Annotated in this window: 20 protein-coding genes and 1 tRNA gene; 9 read left to right on the forward strand and 12 right to left on the reverse strand. The window is 37.5% G+C overall.

All coding sequences use genetic code 11. The features are described 5' to 3' along the window. Positions 1-231: 231 nt before the first annotated feature. The 3 genes from NF867_RS02345 to NF867_RS02355 form a co-directional block, all read right to left on the reverse strand. Positions 232-849: a succinate dehydrogenase/fumarate reductase transmembrane subunit gene (locus NF867_RS02345; RefSeq protein ID WP_252585934.1), complete on the reverse strand. Its 618-nt coding sequence runs from the start codon at positions 847-849 to the stop codon at positions 232-234. A gap of 294 nt (positions 850-1,143) precedes the next feature. After that, complete coding sequence (locus NF867_RS02350) at positions 1,144-1,647, reverse strand: SRPBCC family protein (RefSeq protein WP_252585935.1); 504 nt, start codon at positions 1,645-1,647, stop codon at positions 1,144-1,146. Positions 1,648-1,727: 80 nt separating this feature from the next. After that, on the reverse strand, positions 1,728-1,964 hold the full coding sequence (locus NF867_RS02355) for an ArsR/SmtB family transcription factor (protein ID WP_341870023.1): 237 nt from the start codon (positions 1,962-1,964) through the stop codon (positions 1,728-1,730). A 158-nt stretch (positions 1,965-2,122) separates the two neighbouring features. Between NF867_RS02355 and NF867_RS02360 the strand changes: the two genes are divergently transcribed. After that, entirely contained in the window at positions 2,123-3,106 is a 984-nt protein-coding gene (locus tag NF867_RS02360; protein WP_252585936.1) for a GlxA family transcriptional regulator, read from the forward strand. A 145-nt stretch (positions 3,107-3,251) separates the two neighbouring features. Here the strand turns inward: NF867_RS02360 and NF867_RS02365 are convergent. From NF867_RS02365 to NF867_RS02380, 4 genes are all read right to left on the reverse strand, one after another. After that, positions 3,252-3,336 (reverse strand) — tRNA-Ser (locus NF867_RS02365). Positions 3,337-3,469: 133 nt separating this feature from the next. Next, positions 3,470-4,429, reverse strand: coding sequence for an aldo/keto reductase (locus NF867_RS02370; RefSeq protein ID WP_252585937.1), 960 nt, complete (start codon positions 4,427-4,429; stop codon positions 3,470-3,472). A 518-nt stretch (positions 4,430-4,947) separates the two neighbouring features. Then, complete coding sequence (locus NF867_RS02375; protein WP_252585938.1) at positions 4,948-8,283, reverse strand: trifunctional glycoside hydrolase family 18/polysaccharide deacetylase/glycosyltransferase family 2 protein; 3,336 nt, start codon at positions 8,281-8,283, stop codon at positions 4,948-4,950. Positions 8,284-8,392: 109 nt separating this feature from the next. Continuing rightward, positions 8,393-8,938 (reverse strand): NADPH-dependent FMN reductase, encoded by a 546-nt coding sequence (locus NF867_RS02380; protein ID WP_252585939.1) that lies wholly within the window; start codon positions 8,936-8,938, stop codon positions 8,393-8,395. Positions 8,939-9,067: 129 nt separating this feature from the next. Between NF867_RS02380 and NF867_RS02385 the strand changes: the two genes are divergently transcribed. The 4 genes from NF867_RS02385 to NF867_RS02400 all read left to right on the forward strand — a co-directional run bounded on the left by NF867_RS02385 (position 9,068) and on the right by NF867_RS02400 (position 12,006). Beyond that, positions 9,068-9,520 (forward strand): MarR family winged helix-turn-helix transcriptional regulator, encoded by a 453-nt coding sequence (locus tag NF867_RS02385; protein WP_252585940.1) that lies wholly within the window; start codon positions 9,068-9,070, stop codon positions 9,518-9,520. 66 nt (positions 9,521-9,586) lie between these two features. Then, on the forward strand, positions 9,587-10,126 hold the full coding sequence (locus NF867_RS02390) for a YceI family protein (protein WP_252585941.1): 540 nt from the start codon (positions 9,587-9,589) through the stop codon (positions 10,124-10,126). Between the two features lie 80 nt (positions 10,127-10,206). Further along, positions 10,207-11,079, forward strand: a complete 873-nt coding sequence (locus tag NF867_RS02395; protein ID WP_252585942.1) for a pirin family protein — start codon at positions 10,207-10,209, stop codon at positions 11,077-11,079. A 63-nt stretch (positions 11,080-11,142) separates the two neighbouring features. Next, positions 11,143-12,006 (forward strand): pirin family protein, encoded by an 864-nt coding sequence (locus NF867_RS02400; RefSeq protein ID WP_252585943.1) that lies wholly within the window; start codon positions 11,143-11,145, stop codon positions 12,004-12,006. A 38-nt stretch (positions 12,007-12,044) separates the two neighbouring features. Here NF867_RS02400 and NF867_RS02405 read toward each other — a convergent pair whose 3' ends face one another. From NF867_RS02405 to NF867_RS02425, 5 genes are all read right to left on the reverse strand, one after another. Next, complete coding sequence (locus tag NF867_RS02405; RefSeq protein WP_252585944.1) at positions 12,045-12,500, reverse strand: GNAT family N-acetyltransferase; 456 nt, start codon at positions 12,498-12,500, stop codon at positions 12,045-12,047. 369 nt (positions 12,501-12,869) lie between these two features. Beyond that, positions 12,870-13,577, reverse strand: a complete 708-nt coding sequence (locus NF867_RS02410) for a DUF6090 family protein (protein ID WP_252585945.1) — start codon at positions 13,575-13,577, stop codon at positions 12,870-12,872. 279 nt (positions 13,578-13,856) lie between these two features. Then, on the reverse strand, positions 13,857-15,125 hold the full coding sequence (locus tag NF867_RS02415; RefSeq protein ID WP_252585947.1) for an aspartate kinase: 1,269 nt from the start codon (positions 15,123-15,125) through the stop codon (positions 13,857-13,859). A 41-nt stretch (positions 15,126-15,166) separates the two neighbouring features. Beyond that, on the reverse strand, positions 15,167-15,625 hold the full coding sequence (locus tag NF867_RS02420; protein ID WP_252585948.1) for a GNAT family N-acetyltransferase: 459 nt from the start codon (positions 15,623-15,625) through the stop codon (positions 15,167-15,169). A 141-nt stretch (positions 15,626-15,766) separates the two neighbouring features. After that, positions 15,767-16,444: a YggS family pyridoxal phosphate-dependent enzyme gene (locus NF867_RS02425; RefSeq protein ID WP_252585949.1), complete on the reverse strand. Its 678-nt coding sequence runs from the start codon at positions 16,442-16,444 to the stop codon at positions 15,767-15,769. Positions 16,445-16,528: 84 nt separating this feature from the next. Here NF867_RS02425 and NF867_RS02430 point away from each other — a divergent pair, with 84 nt between their 5' ends. From NF867_RS02430 to NF867_RS02445, 4 genes are all read left to right on the forward strand, one after another. Further along, positions 16,529-17,092 carry a DUF4296 domain-containing protein gene (locus tag NF867_RS02430; RefSeq protein ID WP_252585950.1) on the forward strand — a complete coding sequence of 188 codons (564 nt, stop codon included), beginning with the start codon at positions 16,529-16,531 and terminating at the stop codon, positions 17,090-17,092. A 7-nt stretch (positions 17,093-17,099) separates the two neighbouring features. Further along, positions 17,100-19,466 carry an endonuclease MutS2 gene (locus NF867_RS02435; RefSeq protein WP_252585951.1) on the forward strand — a complete coding sequence of 789 codons (2,367 nt, stop codon included), beginning with the start codon at positions 17,100-17,102 and terminating at the stop codon, positions 19,464-19,466. A gap of 56 nt (positions 19,467-19,522) precedes the next feature. Further along, the gene (locus NF867_RS02440; RefSeq protein WP_252585953.1) at positions 19,523-21,136 is read left to right on the forward strand and encodes a TlpA family protein disulfide reductase; all 1,614 of its coding nucleotides are present in this window, start codon (positions 19,523-19,525) and stop codon (positions 21,134-21,136) included. A 145-nt stretch (positions 21,137-21,281) separates the two neighbouring features. Beyond that, positions 21,282-22,076 carry a cyclase family protein gene (locus NF867_RS02445; RefSeq protein ID WP_252585954.1) on the forward strand — a complete coding sequence of 265 codons (795 nt, stop codon included), beginning with the start codon at positions 21,282-21,284 and terminating at the stop codon, positions 22,074-22,076. The last annotated feature ends 742 nt before the right edge of the window (positions 22,077-22,818 follow it).

Genomic DNA, 22,818 nt, shown 5'->3' on the forward strand with positions numbered 1-22,818 from the left:
ACCAACTTTATCTTTTAACGGGTTACTGAAAAATTCATTTTTACACAGCCTCGCAAACGCGCGCGAGCTGGACTTTATTGGTTGGGTTGCTATTTTGGGTTACAAAAATGAACCTGTGGTTCGTATATGTTGCAAATCTCGCGCAAGGTGGGCTCTTAAAAGTTGTAAAATCAACTTTTAGGGGCCTTTAAAATAATAGCTGTGTTACAGTTACTGATGCGTGTGTTTGTTTTATTTGCCAATTAATACGTTGTATTCTGTCGGAATTTTAACTCCTACAAAGTGGTTTGTTAATCCATAAAATATTATAAAAGTCAAGCAAATACCAAAAAGCAAAATTGCTTTTGATTGTTCTTGTGGGCTCAAGCCAACCATATCTTTACTCATTTTTTTGCTATGAATGGACGCAATGTGTCCAAAGAAAGAAATAATGGCAAGTCCATAGTAAGGAATAAAAAACAAGTTAAAAGGAAACGAATTTATTCCGGCTACACCATAGTAAAAGTTAGTATCGAGATGCAGGAAAAGCCGCCCGGTTAAAATTGCGCTTAAATGTATAATGAAGAAAATAGCTAAATATAGCCCTGTCCATATATGCAATTTTTCAAAATTTGAAAATGCTGTTTTCCTGTTCGCGTTAAATAATTTAAGTCCTGAAAATATCTGAATGAGTACAGCAAGTAGTAAAATGGACTCAATGAAAATGTTGCGATAAATAATTCGCAATGAGTGCATAATTTGAATGTGATTATCTGCACCGAAAATGCTACCAACATGGTTGAATAAATGTAGCCCGACAAAAACTGCAATTGTCAGCCCCGATAGGTAATGAAGTTTCTTTATGGTCACTTTTGTCTTTCTGTTTTAGGTAAGTTGGTTAATGACCCGCTTAAATCACAGGTTATTTTGCTCCTAAGTTCGTTATGTCAATCATATAATCCACCCGATTCTAAAACATTTCCATTCAAAAATCTTTTAAGGAATTTATCCAATGAAGAGGTTAAGGCTTTTTCAGGGTACTTTTCATTAAATAGTTCAGTTGCATATAAAAGCACAAAACCCTTATAAAGCCAATTTACAAGGGTTTTGTGCTTTTAGTCTATATAGAATTACGGTAAATAACCGTTGTCTTAATGGCCGATTTTAGTTGGAACTTTCAGCTAACAATGCATCCAGATTTTCTAATCCGGCGGTAAATCCTTCTTTGAATCCCATTTCTATGATCTTTTCGAGATCTTCTAATTGATCATATTTAATAACAATGTTTACCATAGTGGTTTCGTTATGGTCGGTAAATAAGTTAGTCCAAAATGACTGTGGAAAGTCCTGGTTGATAGTTCCTGCCGCATCACAAAATGCATCTAATCCGGCGTAGCTTTTTAGTGGAATAATTTTATGAAAATCGGCACGACACCAGAATTCTTCATTATCGGGACTGACCATTGCATAAAGCCAACATCCACCTTCTCGGAAGTCCATAGTTTTGGTTTTTGCCCGATAAGGTTTTGGTGCCCACCATTTATCGAGCAGTTCGCTTTGCGTCCAGGCTGCCCATACTCTAGACAATGGAGCTGCAAATTCTCTCTTTACGTTAATGGTTTTGTTTTCCTTGTCTACAGAAAAATCAAATGTTAATACGGTTTTCATTTTTCATCAGATTTAATAGTTGATAATATATTGTCGAGTTCATTGAATCGATCTTCCCAAATTTTTCTGAACTGTTCCAGCTAGCTATCTATCTCTTTCATTTTCGAAACCTCCAGACGATAATAAATCTCTCTTCCCGCTTGCTGCTGACTAATAAGCTGGCATTCGGTTAAGATTTTAAGATGCTTTGAAATAGCCTGGCGTGTGGTGTCAAAATGGTCGGCCAAAGCGTTTGGGGTCATTGCCTGTAAAGCAATCAGGGCGATAATGGTTCTTCGGGTAGGGTCAGCTATTGCCTGAAATATATCTCTTCTCATCTTTTAAATAATTATGAAACCATTCAGTTTCAAATATACATGCAACCATTTGGTTTCGCAATAGTTTGGAGATTTTTTTAACGAGTGAGTAGGATAAGGGATGTAAAATAGACGATTTAAAGGGTGGATTTGGACACATGCTCTTTGTATATTTAGGTATGAAAAGACTGATAATTTTGGTGCCAGATGGTAATAATAATTTAAGCAGTATTGCGGGAGCTCATAAAATTTTAAAACGAGCTAATGATTATTATAAAAACTCGGGACATAAAGAGGTGTTTGCAATTCAGCTTGCCGGGGTTTCGGAGAAGGTTGAATGCGATGATGGCTTGTTTACGATAAAGCCCGAGTTGAATATTGAGGACGTAAAAAAGGCGGACTTGATCATTATTCCTTCGCTTGATCATAATTATGAACGCACTATTAAGCTCAACAGGGCTGTTATTGAATGGTTGTATCAGCAATATAAAATGGGAGCAGAGATGGCCAGTATTTGTACAGGAGCATTTCTTTTGGCCGAAACCGGTTTGTTAGACGGTAAAAGCTGCTCGACCCATTGGATCGCAGCGGATGTTTTCAAAAAGCAATACCCTAAAATAAATTTGTTGAGTGAAAAACTGATTACCGACGAACATGGAATTTATACCAATGGGGGAGCTTTTTCTTTCCTCAACCTGATGCTGTACCTCATCGAGAAATACTTCGACCGGCAAACCGCTATTTATTGTTCAAAAGTGTTTCAGATTGATATTGATAGAGATTCACAGTCGGCTTTTACCATTTTTACCGGACAGAAGGATCATAATGATGAGGCGGTGAAAAAGGCCCAGCTTACCATTGAAAATCATTTTAGGGATAAAATATCTTTTGAGCTTATGGCGAACGATTTGGCAATAAGTCGCCGTAATTTCGATCGACGTTTTATAAAAGCCACCGGCAATAGTCCGTTGGAATACCACCAGCGGGTGAAAATTGAGGCAGCCAAACGTAGCTTCGAAAACAGTGGTAAAAATATCAATGAAGTAATGTTTGATGTGGGTTATAATGATTCGAAGGCTTTCAGAACCATTTTTAAGAAGATTACAGGTTTGGCGCCTATCGAATACCGAAATAAGTATAATAAGATGGCTTATTCGGCATAAAAGATAGCGTATTTAGAAACGACTTATCTAATTAAGATTATTCGTTAGAACAGCTCAATTAAAGAGAGCTAATTAGTATATAATAGTAAATGCTGTAAAATAAAAAAAGCGATTATCTGTTCAGATAACCGCTTTTGTTGTTCCGCGGAAAGTGAGGGATTCGAACCCCCGGACCTGTTACAGTCAACGGTTTTCAAGACCGCCGCATTCGACCACTCTGCCAACTTTCCGAAGGCAAAAGTACAAATTCAGGTCATACTGGCAAATCTTTTTTAGTGTCTGTTGACCTATAAAGGCCTATTTTGTTCACCCTCAGTTAAATAAATTTTAAAATAAATTTAAAACAGCCATTTTAATCCGGTTTTAAGCCTCTTTTTTGATGGCATTGGTTAAGTGTGCAATTGATTTTTCGTCGAGTTTAATCTTAATAGCCTCCATAAGTTCATTTAGCTGACTGATTTTTGTGGCGCTGGCAATAGGAGCGGTGATACCTTCTTGTGCCAAAAGCCAGGCTATTGATATTTGTGTTGGTGTAGTTTTATAATCTTCGGCAACATCATCGAGGGCTTTTAATAGGGTAAAGCCCTTTTCATTCAGGTATTTCTGAATTCCTGCGCCACGGGCACTTTGGCCAAGGTCAGCTTCTGTGCGATATTTACCGCTTAAAAATCCGCTTGCCAATGAATAATAGGGGATAACCCCGACTTCTTCTTTTACAGTTAATGCTTGTAAGTCGGTTTCAAAATCAGCACGATCATATAAGTTGTAAAGCGGTTGCAGGCTTTCGTAACGGGGCAAACCATCTCTTTGGCTGGCGCTTAAAGCTTTCTGTAATCGTTCTGCGCTAAAATTGGATGCACCAATGAATCTTACTTTACCTTCTTTAATTAACTGAGCATAGGCCTCCAAAGGTTCTTCAACTGTCCTTGTCAGGTCGTCGTAATGGGATTGGTAAAGATCGATATAGTCGGTTTGAAGTCGTTTTAGTGAATCTTCAACGGCTTTAAGAATGTATTTTTTAGAAAGATTTTTAGCTCCGCCTCTTACCATTGCCGAACCTACTTTAGTGGCAATAAGGAGTTGATCACGGTTCCCACGTCGTTTGAGCCAGTTGCCAATAATAATCTCTGATTCACCACCGCTATTACCGGGTTTCCAATTTGAATATACATCGGCGGTATCAACAAAGGTAAAGCCATTATCAACAAAGGCATCTAGCAGTTCAAATGAGGTTGGTTGGTCAATTGTCCAGCCAAAAACATTGCCACCAAAAGCCAATGGCAAAAACTCCAAATCAGATCTTCCTAATTTTCTTTTTTCCATAAAGTAATGAAGTTAGTAGATATGCAATTAAGTTAGTGAAACGATTATAGATTATTTACAATAACCTTTAACAACTAACTAGGTAGGATGTTCTATATTCGGTGGAGGAAATGGGTAGGGCAATTTCTTTTAATGGAAAATTAAAAGAGCAAGTAGTAAACTTTAAGTAGTAAAATTGAATATGAATTTCTTTCAAAAGAAAACAAGTTGGTCTAACATTGAGTTGGGCTTGTTGAAAGTTTGTGTTGGTTCTATTTATTTGATTGTCGGTGTTTGTTTCCATGAGTTTTTGAGGAATTATCTATCGATTTTCGGGATTATCTTCGTTTTCACTTCCATTTGGGTATTCTATTTATGGTTGAAACGAATGGGCACTGAAAATAAATAAAATCTTTTTCCAATCAGGTATCCTAACGTTTTGAAACAGGTAGTGGACCTCCTTGTTTTGTTTAAACAATAAAGTCTTCCTTAGGAAGACTTTTATGAACCATTGTTTTTCAATAACTTTTAACCAATAACTAAGTAGTTAGCTCTACACTTCCGCTTCGTTTTAAGACTCCCCAGCTCATCAGTTCTCCTTTCATTGCATTCAGCAATGCTTTTATTAACACCACGTACAATAATTGACGATAAACGAATCGCTGAGGAATTAATAACCAGAGTTTGTAAATGGGTTCTTTTTCAAATGAACACGCAATAGCAGCACCTAAAGCATCGATCAGAATAAATACTAAATAATAACCAAAAACATAAGTTGCACCACCGCTAAATAAGGCATAAAGCATTAACAGGTCGGCAAGTGGTGAAATCAATGGCATTAATAACTGAAATATCAACAAATTAGGCATTGCTACCATTCCCAATGTTTTATAGTTAGCATTAAAGCAAACGTTCCGATGTTTCCAAAACGACTGCATGATTCCAAAGGTCCAACGGAAACGTTGTTTCATAAACATTTTAAAAGTTTCCGGAGCTTCTGTAACGGCAATAGCTTTAGGCGCATAAACAATCCTTCCTCCGTTTTTTAACAAACGAATAGTTAAATCACAATCTTCGGCTAATGTATCGTTCGTAAACATTCCTGCTTCAACGAGTGCTGATTTCTTAAAGGCACCATTGGCACCTGGAATAACCGTAATACAATTCAACAAGTCGAAGGCCCGGCGATCGAAGTTTTGTGCGGTCAAATATTCAATCGACTGCCATTGTGTAAGCAGATTAAATTCATTACCAACCTTTACATTTCCGGCAACCCCAACCACATCCTCAGTACTAAATTTTTTCATCAGTTCTGTTACGGCGTCTGATTTTAATAGGGTGTCGGCATCAATACAAACCACATAATCATAATTTGCCTGAGCAATACCAAAGTTTAAGGCCGATGCTTTACCCCCATTAGGCTTTGTTAATACAGTAACCTTTGCATTATTGCTAAAATGACTATCAACCATAGCATATGTATTGTCTTTTGAACCATCATCAACAAAAATCACTTCAAATTCAGGATAACTGATGTTAAGAAGATTGGTAATAGTTTTTACAGCGTTCACCTCTTCATTATATGCGGGAACAATAATGCTTACACCAGGAGTTTGCCTACTGTCGATAATTTTCTTTTTCTTTTGCATATAAGCCAGTATGCCAATGCTTAACATCCTTACAATTGAAAGAATAATACCCATGATAAATAGGGCTTCGATTGCATGTTGGAAATAGAACATACTCATTGCCAGCAAATAATTCATGTCTGAAAGCATTCTGTCTTTTGAATTCCCTAAAGCCGGCATCAGATCGCCTCTTTTCTTACCCAGTAAATCAGCAATAGTTATAAATGAATAACCTTTGTTTTTAAAGTAATGGATAATGCGTGGAAGTGCTTCAATGGTAGCACTACGATCGCCTCCGGCATCATGCAGTAAAATGATGCTGCCTAAGTTCTGCTGGTCTATTACACGTTGATAAATACTATCCGCAGAAACATCTTTTTCCCAGTCGCGAGGATCAATAGATTCACCAATCGTTATGTAATGATCTTTTTTGCTCATGGCCACCGGCTCAATTTCAGCAAAGCTTTGTGGTTCAGCATCGGCGTTAAATGGCGGGCGAAATAAAACCGTTGAATGACCGGTAATGCATTCGATCAGTCGGCGGGTAGCGTTGAGTTCTAAGCGCTGGCGTTCCGGAGTTATTAATGCCAGGTTGGGGTGAGTAAACGTATGATTGCCTATTTCATAACCATCTTTATAAATCTGTTTTACCAATGGGATATTATTTTCGGCGTTTTCACCGATCATGAAAAAGGAAGCCGGAACATTTTCCTTGTTTAGAATATTCAGTATCGCAGGGGTGTAATGTTCATCAGGTCCGTCATCGAAAGTGAGCAGTATTTGCTTTTTACCGATCCCGAATTTTTTAACCACATACGAAGTTGGAAGCTTTTCATACTGTTGTTCGGTAATCAGGTTGTTTTTCTGATCAAAGGTGACGTTGATACGTCCATCCTGTGGACTACTTAAAATGTCCAACACTTCACCTTCCCCAAGATAATCGACATCCGTTCCTCCTTTAAGGTTTTGCATTTGCTGTTGATCAAATAACTGAACTTTAGGGTCATACAAATCTTTTTTGTAAAACGACCAGACCCGTGGATCTTCGGAACCCAATCTCCAAAGAGAAACTCCTGCAAGATGGGCATCACGGGCAGTAATCATCGTGTTAAAATCTGTTGCTGCGTCGGCAAAAAAAACCTGATGCTCAACGTCTGCATCATCGGCATAAGTGTAGGAAAGATTGTAATCATCATTATTGTATTTGATCTTACCATCCGATTCAGCGGCAGTAGTTAATGCTTCCTGGTAAGTAATATCCTCGCCTTCACTGTCTTTTGCCCAATCATAACCGTAGGCGGCCAAACACAAGATGATTTTTTCCTCCGGAATCTGTTGCGTAGTTTGATCAATCACTGTTTCAATCCAATGCTCTTGCGCAATTGGTCCCGGTTTACTGGTTGAATAATGCTGGTCGTAAGCCATTAAGCATACATAATCATTGTAAGCACTTACCGTTTTCGGATTATAATCTTCATTGTTTGGCGCAATATCCTGGGTTACTAAAAAGCCTTTCGCATGAAGAGCTGTGTAAATTTCTTTTTGGAATTCTTTTAAGTTTTCATCAGAAGTTTCAGTCAACTCTTCCAGATCAAGATTTACTCCCTGAAATTTGTATTTATTCAAGGCAATAATTACGCTTGAGATGAATTGGTGTCTTTTTTCAGGAGAACTGATGATTCGGTGAACATTGGCACCGTTCCACTTTTCATTACTGAAATTAGAGATCATCGGCACAATGGAAACCTTATGCCTTTTCATTAACTCGAGAGCTGCATCGTCAATATTAGTCTGAACAACATCAGAAGTGTCGGTGATAAAGAACCATTCTGGCATGATCATATTCATTTGATCAAAATGGTTTTTAAGTGAAGCAAATGATTGCGCATCCCAGTTCACATAATAGGCAGCTCTAATTGCCATTGGCTGCTGTGGTGAGCTGTTGTGATGCGAATGCATCTTTATTTCCCGAGGTTTCGAATGGTAAAGTCTGGCTCTTAGTTTCTCGAACGATTGATTTTGGGCATTCCGAAACATGATGGGATCATCAGGGTTAAGAATTTTCTTATAGGCAAGGTTCTTATTACTAAGCTTAGGTAATGTGGTGCCTGAGCTTCGCCATAACGCAATTCCGAAAGTAATTCCGAGTATAATAAAGAAGAATAGGAGTAACCTAATGACCCACAAGAAGCGTTTCCAACGTTTAGTGTTTGAGGTCTGAAATACCTGACGTTTAAATTCAGACATACTATTTCGAGTTGATGAAAGCTCAAAATAAATGAAGGGTAATGAAGAAATAATGAAGAGGAGGGATTTATCCTTTATTTATTGATTGTTGCTGATAAACAGTTAATTACTAATTATTTAGTTTGTTAAAAAGCCATAAATATTCATCCAAAAACTTTTCAATGCGTTCACCATATGACTCGTCGATCAGATTTCCATCCTGATCGAATAACGTTTGAACTTTGGGGGTAATCAGAAAGGAGGGAGAGACTATTCCGTTCAGGCGAATGCAATAGTGTTGAAGCTCTCTGGCAGCATTAATGCCTCCCAGCATACCTGCAGAGACTACTGCAATTCCAAACGGCTTTTTCGAATATTCGTCGAGATAATAATCCATCGTATTCTTTAACGCTCCAGCAAAACTGCTGTTATGTTCGGGCGACACCACTAAAATTCCCTGAGATTGTAGCAAGTGATCATGAAAGAGCGTCATTTTCTCTGAAGGAGCAGGGTGGGTTCGGTAAGTATAATCCAATAGTGGTAATTGATATTCTTTTACATCTAATAGTTGAGTTGTAATTCCCACACTTTTTTTTATTCTGCTTTCAATTTCTAAAGCAACTTTATGCGACTGGCGGTCGGGGCGGGCACTGCCCGAAATAATGGCTATTTGCATGTTAATTCTACTTAATTCGCTTTGTGTGATTAAGTTAATGAATTTCTTTGGGCCTACATTCTTACTATGTGATGATTTTTTTACATTTATATTTGTTGCAACAAATATTGTTTTTACTATATTTGTATTGTGAAAATTGAACAGGAAATATTACAGGAGAAATTTGAAGATAGCTATCAGAAGGCAATCATCAATTTAGTGTTTACCAATAACTGGTTGCGTGATTTGCAAAGTGAGCATTTTAAGCAATACGATATCCTGCCACAGCATTTCAATATATTAAGAATTGTTAGGGGTAAGCATCCTCAAGCGGTTTCACCGGGCGAGATAAAGAATGTAATGCTTGATAAAGGAAACGATGTAACCCGATTATTGGATAAATTGGTGACCAAGGGCTTGATTGATCGTCGGCTTTGTGAACATAACAGAAGAAAAATGGATATCAATATAACCGATGACGGATTAAAACTTTTAGAGGCAATCGATATTCCGTTTCAGACTTTCTTCAATTCATTAAAAAATAGATTAACTAAACAAGATGCAGAGCATCTTAGCGATTTATTGGATAAATTAAGGGGATAATTTTTTTACCCAAATAGATGTTTAAACAATTATTTTCAACATAAGTAATATCTAAATTCAAACTATATGGCAACTTCAAAATGGGCTCTTGACCCTTCGCACAGCGAAATTCAATTCAAAGTTAAACACATGATGGTTAGCAATGTAACCGGAAATTTTGGTCAGTTTGATGTGAACGTAGAAACGGTGGGTGATGACTTTCAACAAGCCAATATTTCTTTCAGTGCTGATATCAATTCAATTTCAACCGGTACTACGCAGCGGGATGATCATTTAAAATCGCCTGACTTTTTTGACGCAGCGACTTACCCTAAATTAACTTTCGTGTCAACTAGTTTCAATAAAGTTGATGATGAAGAATATGAACTTATCGGTAACCTGACTATAAAAGATGTAACTAAGCCTGTTAAGCTAAAAGTTGAATTCGGTGGTTCGGGAAAAGATCCTTGGGGCAATAAAAAGGCCGGCTTTAGCATTCAAGGTAAAGTTGACAGAAAAGATTTCGGCTTAAACTGGAATGCAGCATTAGAAACCGGCGGCGTGTTGGTAGGTGATGAAGTAAAACTTTCTGCGGAAATTCAATTAGCTGAAGTTGTGGAAGCATAATCAGGCTAAGTAAATAGACGTTAGGTGTAAGTATTAACAATAAACTGATTTTGGTAATCAGTAAAAAAGAGGATTATAAAATGTCAACAAAACAAATAAAACAAATACTCAGCGGAGCGTCTCCTCATATGGTAGGAGACGGTTTCCGGGTATCAAATTATATTCCTGGTCCGGCTAATATTGCCCAGCTGGCCAATCCATTCATCATGTTGGATTATAACGTGCCGTATAATTTTCCGCCTTCAGAATATAGGAGAGGTGTTGGAGAACACCCACATAGAGGGTTTGAAACGGTAAGCATCGCTTATGAAGGGCAAATTGAGCACCGTGATTCTTCAGGGGGAGGCGGAATGATAAGCGCTGATGATGTTCAATGGATGACTGCCGCATCAGGAGTAATGCATGATGAGTTTCAATCGCAGGCCTTTGCCGAAAAAGGAGGAATTCAGCACTTCATTCAAATCTGGGTGAACTTGCCGGCCAAAGACAAAATGAGTGCTCCAAAGTACCAGGCAATCACCAATGAGAATATCAGTGTTTATAAAATTGATGATAAAGGAAGTGTAAACCGAATTATAGCCGGGAATTTTAAAGGTGTTAAAGGTGCTGCCAGCACATTTACTCCTATAGAAATGTACGACCTAAGAATGGTTGCAGGAGCTGAAGTAAGTTTCGATATTCCGGCTTCGTATAATACGATGATTCTAATTACCAAAGGCAGCTTCACCCTTAATGATGAACAATTGCTTAAACATAAAGATTTCGTATTGTTTAAGCATGAAGGGGAAACAATTAAGCTGAAAGCCGAGGAAGACAGTTACGCCTTGGTATTAAGCGGAGAACCAATCAATGAACCGATTGTAAGCTATGGGCCATTTGTGATGAATACCAAAGAAGAGATCGTTCAGGCAATTGATGATTTCAATGCCGGTAAATTCGGCTCAATTAAATAAATGTTAAGCAAAGTTCGGTTGATCTTTAACCGAACTTTGTTGTTTATAAAATCCAGCAAAACCATGAAAAAGAATATCGCCCATATACTTTTGGGCCGGGAGAAAAATATTACCGACACAGAGGTAGTATTACAGCCCCTGCCTCACAAAGATTTTCGTTTCGCGAATCCTTTCATCGTTCTTCATCATTTGCGGCCACAAACTATTTTGCCCGGTTCGCAAGAGTTTAGAATTCATCCACATCCACACAGAGGTTTTGCTCCGGTTACTTTTATGTTGCAAGGTCAGGGATACCATAAGGATAATGCCGGGCATGATATGATTGTGGAAGCTGGAGATGTGCAATGGATGTTTGCCGGTAAAGGGCTCTTGCACAGTGAAGGACCAACCAAAGAGTTTATTCAAAAAGGAGGGGTGTATGAGCTGCTTCAAATTTGGGTAAATGTGCCTAAGGCTAACAAATGGGATGTTCCTTTTTATCAGTATGCACGAAAAACTGAATTACCTGAAGTTTTAAAGCAGGATGGTGTTAGGTTGAGGTTAGCTTCTGGTGAGTTTGAAGGAAAAACCGGTGGAATGAAACGATCGTTTACGCCAGTTATTTCAATTGTGGGAGAGGTGGCTAAAGGGAAGTTGATAGATATTCCTGTTACGGAAGGTTATTGGGCCTTAATTTACATTGCTCATGGCTCGGTGACTATAAATGATACAGAAGCTGTAGCGGAGCACAACCTGATTGTATTTGAAAAGGAAGGGGATGAGATAACATTAGCAGCAAATGAAGATTCACAAATCCTGATTTTATCTGCTGAACCAATCGATGAACCTGTAGCTGCTAAAGATAATTTTGTAATGAATACGGCGGAAGAAACGCTTCAAGCTATCGAAGATTATAAGAAAGGTGTTTTTGGTACGCTGGATTACTAATTGACTTAGTGTTGTCAAATGTTTTGTTTGGTAAACGCTTAAATTGCTTTTCCAAAACAAGCTGGTTGGGGCTTGTCTTTATATTGTCCATAGTTTTTTATCCTTACGAAGCCATGTTTTTGATAAAAATTGCATGCTTCTATGTTTTTTTCTCTTGTTTCTAAACAAAGCTGTTCATAACCTGCTTTTTTGGCTTCGTCTTGGAGAATAGCTAAAACAGTGGAGCCAATCCCTATAGATTTATATTTTGAATACATTCGCTTCACTTCGCCAATATGCTCACTTATTGGTCTTATTGCTCCACACCCAATATATTCGTTATTTAATTTTAAACCGATAAAAATAAATTTTGAATTATTTTCTTCCCAATGCTGAAATGAATTTTTCCCATCACTATCAAATCTGCTTTTCAAGTTTTGGGAAAGTTCTTCAATTAATGGAACGATGCTCACATCCGAAGGGTTGGTTAATTCAAATTCAAATAGCTTTTTCATTTCAAGATGCTTATAAACATTTCAAAAATAGCTGTTTTAAAGGAAGAGCGTTACGCTAAATTTTTCCAACAACAAGGGGAATCGGATTATATTGATCGAACAGAATGCAAACTAAAGCCCATTGATCCAATCAATAGGCATTGGAATGAGATCTAACTCAATAATTTCTGTCCGAACTTCGATGCGAATTAATGGGTTAATGCCGAATGAAAGCTTAATTCCAGTTATGGTTTATTTCATTAATGATTGATTCTATCGTCTCTGATCTTTTATCTAAAAGGGTTTTAGTATCTTCCTTTGGTAGCCCTTGACCAAACAATACTGTATTTAGAGATAAAAAAGTCAGGAATAAATATATTCTAATCATATTTATTTATTCATCTCTTTTTCAATTTCTTTAATAAGCTCAATTGCCATTGGTTTTACATTTTGATCATAAACCCTTATATTATTCTTACCTAGTTTGATAACAAATTCGACTGTCTTTTTAAATTTTGGGTCTGAATAGAGTTTTTCTTCGGATTTATCTGCATTTTCTATCATTTTGTCAAAACACTTAAACAGAAAATTATTATACATTTTATCAACTTCGCTAATTGACGGTACAGATATTTGGTAATAATTTAAGATTTTCTGTTTTAATTTTTCGTTTTCAATGTAGCCAATTTTACCACTTGACTTGAAACCTTCATAGTTACCAATATTCATTACTTGTCCATGTGAATAAATTGGAAAACTAACCTTGTTTTTAGACTTATAAATGCTGTCAAGTTGGAGAGGCGTTAGAGCTAAAATTTTTTCATAGCCCATGTTTGACTCTACGTATCCTTGCTTTTCTATGTTCAGATTTTTTATGTCATTTTGTAAATCATTCTTTAAATTACCAAGGAAAACAGCAACTTCTTCTTGTTGATGATTATGTTCACTCCAACTGTGTAGCCATATTGAAAGTGTTACTGCAAAAACGATTATGAATACTTCTATAATGATTTCTTTCACTTTCTCTCCCAATGTGTGTTCTGAATTTTTTACAGTTTTGTAAATTTTTTGAGTGTGTTTCTGTACTTCTTCTTGCATATTGTTTTTGGTAAAATATTGTCCTGTCAATTTGTCTATACGTTAGTTTTACAAATGGCACACAACTAGTTCTTTCATCCACCCTGAGTGCATGTAAATTCCATTTACTGCAATTAAGATAAATATAAGTTCAAGATTGGCAAGTCATCTAAAAGGGATCTTAATTTGACCTATATGATTATTTCTTACGTAGGTGTAGATTTTTATTGTTTTTGAATACGAATTCCACTAATTGGCACAAATTAATTCGGGTAAATTAGTGGAATTTGTGTTTGCTTTTTACTTACTTAAATCTTTCACCACCATTTGTATGGTGTGTCTGCTACGTACTTCCAGCAAAATGTCCTTATCCACTAGAACACGGTCAATGGTTTCCTGGTTATAGTGCCTGATGGTGATCAATTCCAGGTTATCATTGTATCGCACCTTAAATGTTTTTTTCAGGCTATCAATCAAAGCAGGTGTTTTACGCTCATCAAAATCAACACTCACTGAAAAGCTAATGGCCGAATTATGCATGGTATTAATTTTAACGCCATGATCATGAAACAGCTCAAAAATATCACTTAAGTTTTCTTCAACAATAAATGAAAAGTCGGTTGGAGAAATGGATATAAGTACCTGTTTTACTTTAAAAATAAAGGACGGTATAATCTTTTTTGCCGATTCATTGCTGATCACAGTTCCGCTTTCTTCTGGTTTTAAAAACGACTGAACATACAGCGGAATCTGCTTGTTTTGAAGCGGCTTAATAGTTTTAGGGTGAATTACTGTTGCTCCATAATAAGCCAGCTCAATAGCATCGAGATAGGATAATTGATCAAGCTTTTGCGTATCGTCGAACCACTTAGGATCCGCGTTTAAAACACCCGGAACATCTTTCCAAATGGTCATCCGTTCAGCGTCAAGGCTGTATGCAAAAATGGCTGCGCTATAATCCGAACCCTCACGGCCTAAGGTGGTGGTAAAGTTTTCAGAGGTACTGCCGATAAAGCCCTGAGTTACTATTATCGATCCATTTAGAATACCTGAAAGCTCATTTTTAATCAAATTGGAAGATAAATCCCAGTCAACTTTTCCTTCACGATAGGTGTTGTCTGTTTGAATATAACTACGGGCATCGATCCATTTGGTTGGCTGTTGAGTATTCAAATAATGCGCAACAATTTTTGTTGAAACCAGTTCTCCAATCGAAACAATCTGGTCGTAAACAAAATCATAATCATCATGCGGCTCATCTTCTATGATCCAATCAATTTCAACAAAGGTGTTTGAAACTTCATCATGAGCAACCTGGATTTCTGATCCTTCAAAAAGCCCGTCAATAATATCGAAATGGTATTTTTTGATTTGATCAAAGATCTCATGCACATCTTCACTACGATTGAAGAATGCTTTGGTTAGGTCTTCCAGGGCATTTGTAGTTTTACCCATTGCCGAAACAACGATCAGCAACTCTTTAGGGCCGTATTCTTTAACAATTTTTGCGAGATTCTTTACTCCATTGGCATCTTTTACTGAGGCACCACCAAACTTGAATATTTGCATTTATGTTGGTTAATAGTTATTAGCTGTTAGCTATTAGGTTATTAGTTATTAGTAATTTCAATGCTGCAATTTATCCATTCGGCATCAAAAGCAGCATTGTATTTTTTATAAAAATTGATAGCCGGCTCGTTCCATTCCAAAACCTGCCAAACCATACCATTAAATTTCTTTTCTTTAGCTTCAACAATTAAGCGGTCGAATAGTAATTTACCTATTCCGGCACCCCGCATTTCTTCGGTAACTAATATATCTTCCAGGTACATGCGTGAGCCTTTCCAGGTTGAGTATCTTACATAATACAACGCGAAACCTACCACATAACCATCTTTTTCGGCTACAAACGCTTTCCAAACAGGACTTTCGCCAAAACCGGTTTCCTCAAAATGCTCCAGTGTAACGGTTACTTCATCCGGTGCTTTCTCATAAATAGCCAGCTCTTTGATTAGTTCTAAAAGGCGCGGACAATCTTCTTTTCTGGCGTCTCTAATATTTATTGACATGGTTGTTAGCTTTTAGCAATTAGTTATTAGCTGTTAGCGATTAGGAATTAGGTTTTAGCAATTAGAACAGCATACTGCCGACTGCCGACTGAGTACTGTCTACTGCATACTGTTGACTGCTGACCGAGTACTGTCTACTCCCTACGGTTTCCTGCTTCTTTCACCAAAAATGGCACTTCCAACACGGATCATTGTACTGCCTTGTTCAATAGCGACAAGGTAATCACCAGACATGCCCATGGAAATTTCCTTAAAGGCTGGATTCTTTCTGAAGAAAGCTGTTTTTAGGCCAGTAAAGAAGGTAGCAAGCTCATAAAACTCTTCTTTGATCTGTTTTTGGCTATTGGTATTGGTCGCAATTCCCATAACACCAACAATTCGTACATTGCCAAGCTGCGAAAACTCTTCTGACCGTAAAAGTTCAATTGCTTCGTCGTAGCCTAAACCGAATTTAGTTTCTTCATCAGCAATATATACTTGCAGTAAACAATCAATAACACGGTTGTTCTTTAAAGCTTGCTTGTTGATTTCCTGTAGCAACTTCATGCTGTCAACTGAATGGATCAGATTAACAAAGGGAGCGATATATTTTACTTTATTAGTTTGCAGATGTCCAATAAGGTGCCATTCAATGTCTTTAGGAAGCGCTTCGTGCTTTTCAACCATTTCCTGAACCTGATTTTCACCAAAAATTCTATGGCCTGCATCATATGCTTCTTTCACTTTTTCAATGGGTTGTGTTTTTGAAACAGCGATTAATTTAACCTTTACAGGTCCTAGTTGTTTTTTAAAGTCGTTGATATTGGCAGAGATGCTCATTAATGTATAATTTTACGGATTGTTAAACGAAAGGCTTATAAGAGAAAACCAAACAGCCTTTTCGATGGTTTGCAAATTTACAATATGAAAAGAGCATGTTCAACAACATTTATAACGATAGATAGAGTGAGAAATGATTTAAAAAGAAGCATCAACAAATTGAGAATAGCTAAACACCTGTTAATAAGTGCAGTTGCATTGATTGTAACTTTGAGTGGATGTACCAAAAATGATAAGCCTGCTAATCTAATTCCTCGGGATAAAATGAAAAATATTCTGACGGATATGCATTTAATTGAGTCGAGATCCTATCGGATCGTTAAAGACGATTCGGCTAAAAGTGTTACTAAAGCTTCTTATCTGTTTATTTTTAAAAAATATAACATTGATACGGCCCAGTTAAGAACAAGCATGGAGTATTATCTTTCAAATCCCGAGATGATGGATCAGATGTATGAAGAGATGATCGACAGTTTGCAAAAAAGACAAAGCAAGCTATCCATTGCAAATAGGCCTACAATGGATTCTACTCTGATCAAGAAGAATCTGCAGAAGGATAAATTAAAAAGAGATTCAGTTTTAAAAGCAAGAGACTCTGTTCGAAAGCGATTGCATTTTGATGTGAGGAAGAGTCCGGTTAAATTATAAAATAAACGTGTTATACCCCGAAAACGTAGGAGATAAGTTAGGCTTCAGTGAAATAAAAGAGTTATTGCGCCATGAATGTTTAAGTTCAATGGGCAAAAACCTTGTTGATAAAATGCAATTCATTACCAATTTCGAATTGCTGAAAAAGTTGCTTTCACAAACCTCCGAATTCAAAGAAATATTAGTTAACGATACGCCGTTTCCATCGTCTAACTTCTTAGATATACAATACCTGGTAAATAAAATCAGGGTGGAAGGTACTTTTCTTTCTGAAGAAGACTTTTATTCATTAACCCTGGTATTGACCACGGTTTTTCAAACCATCAGGTATTTCAAAGAACGTGAGGAGAAGTACCCCCATTTGCAAACCTTGTTCGAAGGTTTGGTGGTTGAGCAAAAAATTCTGAAAAGCATTGATGCGATTATCGACCCGAAAGGGAAAATGCGACCAAATGCTTCACCTGAGCTTCAAAAAGTAATCCGCGAGATTGCCTCGGCCGAAAGTGAGTCGAGAAGGAGATTGGATGTAATTTTCCGCAATGCGATAAAAGAAGGCTGGAGCGCGGATGGAAGTTTGACTATTCGGGATGGACGCCTCGTAATTCCGGTTTTAGCTGAGCATAAACGAAAAATGAAAGGCTTTATTCATGATGAATCGGCCACCGGCCAAACTATTTACTTGGAACCGGCGGAAGTTTTTGAACTGAATAACAAAGTTCGTGACCTTGAATTTGAGAAGCGCCGTGAAATTGTAAAAATACTTACCGCCTTAACCAATGAGGTTCGTCCTTATTCGCCATTATTAAGCTCATACCATAGTCTTTTAACCAAGATCGATTTTATTAGGGCAAAAGCATCACTAGCCATCAAGCTGGATGCAAGCATGCCCATTCTGAAAAATGAGCCAGCACTAAAGCTTAGCAATGCCCGCCACCCACTTTTACACCTGAATTTTAAGCAAAGTGGACAAACAGTAGTTCCCTTAAATATTAAAATTGATGACCGCGGTCGTATTGTTTTAGTTTCAGGACCTAATGCCGGAGGTAAATCTGTTTGTATGAAAACAGTGGGTTTGCTTCAGTTAATGTTGCAAGCTGGCATGTTAATACCAGCTGATGACTTTTCGGAGGTGGGTATTTTCAGACGAATATTGGTGGATATTGGCGATGATCAGTCGATTGAAAGTGATTTAAGTACTTATAGTGCCCATCTTACCAAAATGAAATATTTTGTGGAGATGGCCAATTTTCATACGCTGGTAATGATAGATGAGTTTGGTACAGGTACCGATCCACAATTTGGTGGTCCGATTGCCGAAGCGGTTTTGCAGGTGCTAAATCAAAAGAAAGTTAAAGGCGTTATTACCACTCACTATTCAAACTTAAAACTGTTTGCAAACAATACCGATGGGCTTGAAAATGCCTCCATGCTGTTTGATAACGAGCATATGCAACCGATGTATGTGCTGCAATTGGGAAAACCTGGTAGTTCGTATGCTTTTGAAATAGCTCAGAAAATAGGCTTGCCGGAGCAGGTTTTAAAACTGGCTAAGATTAAAATTGGCGATCAGCAGAAAAAGGTAGATACTTTATTGGTGGACCTTGAGCGTGAGAAGAAACAGGTTTATGATACCAAGGTGGAGATTGAAAAACGTCAGAAACGATTGAATGAACTTCTTGAAGAAAATAAAAAGCTGAAGGAGTATTATGACGAGAACCGCAAAAAACTGGTAAACGATGCCAAGCTCCAGGCGCAGGATATTATTCGCGGAGCTAATAAACTGGTAGAGAACACCATTGCTGAAATTAAAAATGCCAAGGCTGATAAGGAAAAAACCAAGCAAGCCCGTGAGAAACTAAACAATGAGCAGCAAAAACTTCAATCGAAGCCTGAAAAACCAGTTAGCAAAAAAGAAGCTGAGCCACTGGCAATTGGTGACTGGGTGAAACTGATGGACACAGATGCAACAGGTAAGGTAATTGAGTTGAATAAATCGAATGCTGTGATTGCAATTGGGGAATTAATGTCGGTTGTAAAGTTAAACCGATTGGCGAAGATCCAGAATAAAGATCAGCAGAAGCAGAACAAAACCAGTTCATATGCCGAGTATCAGATTCAGCAGCGAACCTCCTTTAACCCTGAAATTGATGTAAGGGGAATGCGAGGTGAAGAAACCCTGTACGAGATTGAGAAATACCTAGATCGAGCATTGATGATGGGCATGAGCTCCTTACGAATTATCCACGGCCGCGGCGACGGTATTTTAAGAAAGCTCATCCGGGATTACCTGAAAAAATATACCGGCGTTGATTCGGTTGAAGATGAACACCCGGATAGAGGAGGAGATGGGATTTCAATTGTGAAGCTGAAGTAATGGATGAAATTCTTTTTCTGACGTATTAAGAAATAACTCTTTTGTACCAAACTCAAATGAAAAAACAATACCTTTTAATTCTTCTAAGCCTAGGATTATTGCTACCCATAGCCGTCTTTGCGCAAGACAGTATTACCATTTCGGGGAAAATAAAAAACGTTGAAAAGTATTTAATAGAGAATAACAGTATTAAGTTCTTTAAGCAGGACATTGTTTTTGATGAACAGTTGGTGTACAACGTCCTCATTCAACCCGATGGATCCTTTACCATTAAGTTGCCAATTGACATACCGCAAGACATTTTCTTTATTTTTAAGGAACGACCAATTGGGTTATTAGTATCGCCGGGAGAAAAACTGGTAATTTCAATGGATGCTGATGATATAAGCCATTCTTTAGAATTTACGGGTGGAGAGGCCAAAACGAATAGCGTTCTAAATATTTTTTTGAATCAGTACCTTGATTCAAAAGAAGTTAACAATAAATCCATAAATGATATTTTAACAAGCTATCAACGCGACAGCTCTGCAACTGCTTTTAAAAATTACCGATATAGCTTATTAAAAGAAGATATCAACTTGTTAAATAGCTTTGTTAAAAAAAACAAAACCACTGATTTATTTAAAAGATGGGCTACATATTTTATAGAATACCAATGTGCTGATGATTTGATGCGTTATGATTGGATACATCAACCTATGTTTAGTTTAGAGGCTGATTATTTTGACTTTTTTGACCGTTTTTCCTTAAACAATCCGGATGCTACCATTAGTAGCTTGGTATATGGCAAATACATCCATGAATACAATAATTACATAAAATCCCGAAGAACTTATCATTCGTTCCCAATCGATTCTCTAATTGAAAGCGTAATCTCGTACGATACGAACATTACAGATGAAGAAAAAAGTGTGTTACATAATTTTAATAAGCAGCCTAACGGTTCAGCCGATTATGCTGGCAATGACACCCTAATTCTAAAAAAAGTTTTGGAAAGAAATTCCGAGCTGCTTAAAACCCTAAACGATTTTGATTATATAGCTTCCAAAAGCGAGGGCTACTTGCGTAATATTTTGTTTGCAAACTATGTTTACAAAAACATAAAAAATAAACACAGTGCAATAACTAGTCAAATAACCGTATTTCAAAAACTGGTATCGGATGAAAAAATCAAACAAAAAGTCATGACAGAATACCAGCGTGAGTTAGATAAGATCAACAGCTTTAAATTACCCGCACAAGCTAATAACACTACTACATCAGCTAATTCTGCAGACAGCACCTTTCAAAAGATTATTGAGAAATATAAAGGCAAAGTTATTTACGTCGATTTTTGGGCTACCTGGTGCGGCCCCTGTAAAGCTGAAATGCCCAAGTCAAAGAAACTGCACGATGAACTTAAAGGAAAAGATGTGGTGTTCCTTTATCTTGGTGTTCAATCGGAGGAAAATGTTTGGAAATCTAACATAGCCGAACTCAAAATTGAAGGCGAACATTACCTGCTAAACAATAATGATTACAATGCTTTGGCCGCGAGGTTTCAAATTTCTGGCATCCCACATTATGTTTTATTGGATAAACAGGGACGAGTTCGCGAGGATGATGCCAAAAGCCCCAGTGAAACAGAACTGAAGGATGAGATTATTGCACTCTTAAATGAAAATTTATAAACCAGCTCGCGCGTTTGCAACGCGTGCGAAATACTGGATTGAGTTTTATAACTCTTTGTATTTTTCCAACCCAACAATAATTATAGAGGCTATTCTTTTCGGAAAGCCTCTTTTTTGTAATTTATTGAATACTAATTCAATAAAAATGAAAAATTATGCATGGGTCTTTATAGCTTTTATATTGCTATTCGCTCAACCTGAGTCAATTTTCGCCCAAGTATCAGGCAAGAAAATTATCGATTTAACCTACTCTTTCAACAAAGAAACTATTTACTGGCCCACCGAAAATGGCTTTCAACTTACCGTGGGCTTTAAAGGGGAAACAGAAAAAGGATATCACTATGAGGCAAATACCTTTTGTGCAGCCGAACATGGTGGCACTCATTTAGATGCACCTGCACATTTTTATGCGAATAGGTCAACTGTTGATCAAATCTCGCTTGATAAATTAATGGGCGATGCTATTGTTATAGATGTTTCTGTTGCCAGCTTAAAGGATGCTGATTATTTGATCAGCAAAGAAGATTTTCTAGCCTGGGAAGCTAAAAATGGAAAAATAAAACCAGGTGTAATTGTCCTTTTGCGAACCGGCTACGGTAAATTTTGGCCCGATCGTACAAAATATATGGGTACAGATAAAAGAGGTACCGAAGGTGTTCAGTTGTTGCATTTTCCAGGCCTATCACCGGCTGCAGCCGATTGGCTGATTAAAGAGCGAAAAATAAAAGCTGTAGGAATTGATACTCCCAGTATTGATTTCGGACAATCCTCAACGTATGAAACACACGTTATTCTTACAAAAGAGGAGGTTCCTATATTTGAGAATGTAGCCAACCTGAATTTACTTCCTTTTAAAGATTTTACTGTAATAGCATTACCAATGAAAATTGGAGGAGGAAGCGGTGCGCCATTGCGAATTATTGCTTTACTAAATCAATAATCTTTGTAATTGAAAGTAATTAGCGAAGTGGTCACTTTCAATTGCAAATGAAGTAGAGGTCTTTGGACCAGGAAATTAAGTTCAGTATAATATGGAAGTTTTGCCTTCCGCGGTCAGGCGGACCGAATATTCCCGACGGAACTGCGTCCAATTCGCCTTCAGTCATACCGCACTGGCCTGAATTGGCCAAGGTTCCTTACGGGAATATTGAATAGTATTGCATTAATGATAGGATTATTTGTTATCAACGGATGGTTGACCTCATAGCTCACGGTTTTTTTCGCAGTGTTTGCGTATACATCCGGAAGCACAGCGAACTATCCTAGGCTGAATCGGAGCACTTGAAATTTTTCATGGTTAAATACTTGTCATCTTGATTTCTTACACTAAAGGTTGCAAGGACCGGCCTTAGCAGCTTTAGCGTAAAGAAAGATTGTAAAAAGACATGTAGTTAAGTGGATAAGTGATGAGGTAAAGCAATTCGGAGAAGTGGAGCGAAGCGAAACGTCTTGAATTGCAGATAGTCTTTTTAGAATCTTTTAGCTAAAGCTGCGTAGCCTTGATTCTTTGGAAACTTTCTTATCAAGAAGAAAGTTTCTAGGCCTCGGCCGGCTATGAGGCCGACCATCAGAACCGAATAAGATGGTTAGTCCAGTTGAATTAAGAAAGCCCCAGCTCGCGCGCGTTTGCGAGGCTGTGTAAAAATGAATTTTTCAGTAACCCGTTAAAAGATAAAGTTGGT

Source organism: Solitalea agri (assembly GCF_023914155.1).
Lineage (GTDB): Bacteria > Bacteroidota > Bacteroidia > Sphingobacteriales > Sphingobacteriaceae > Solitalea > Solitalea agri.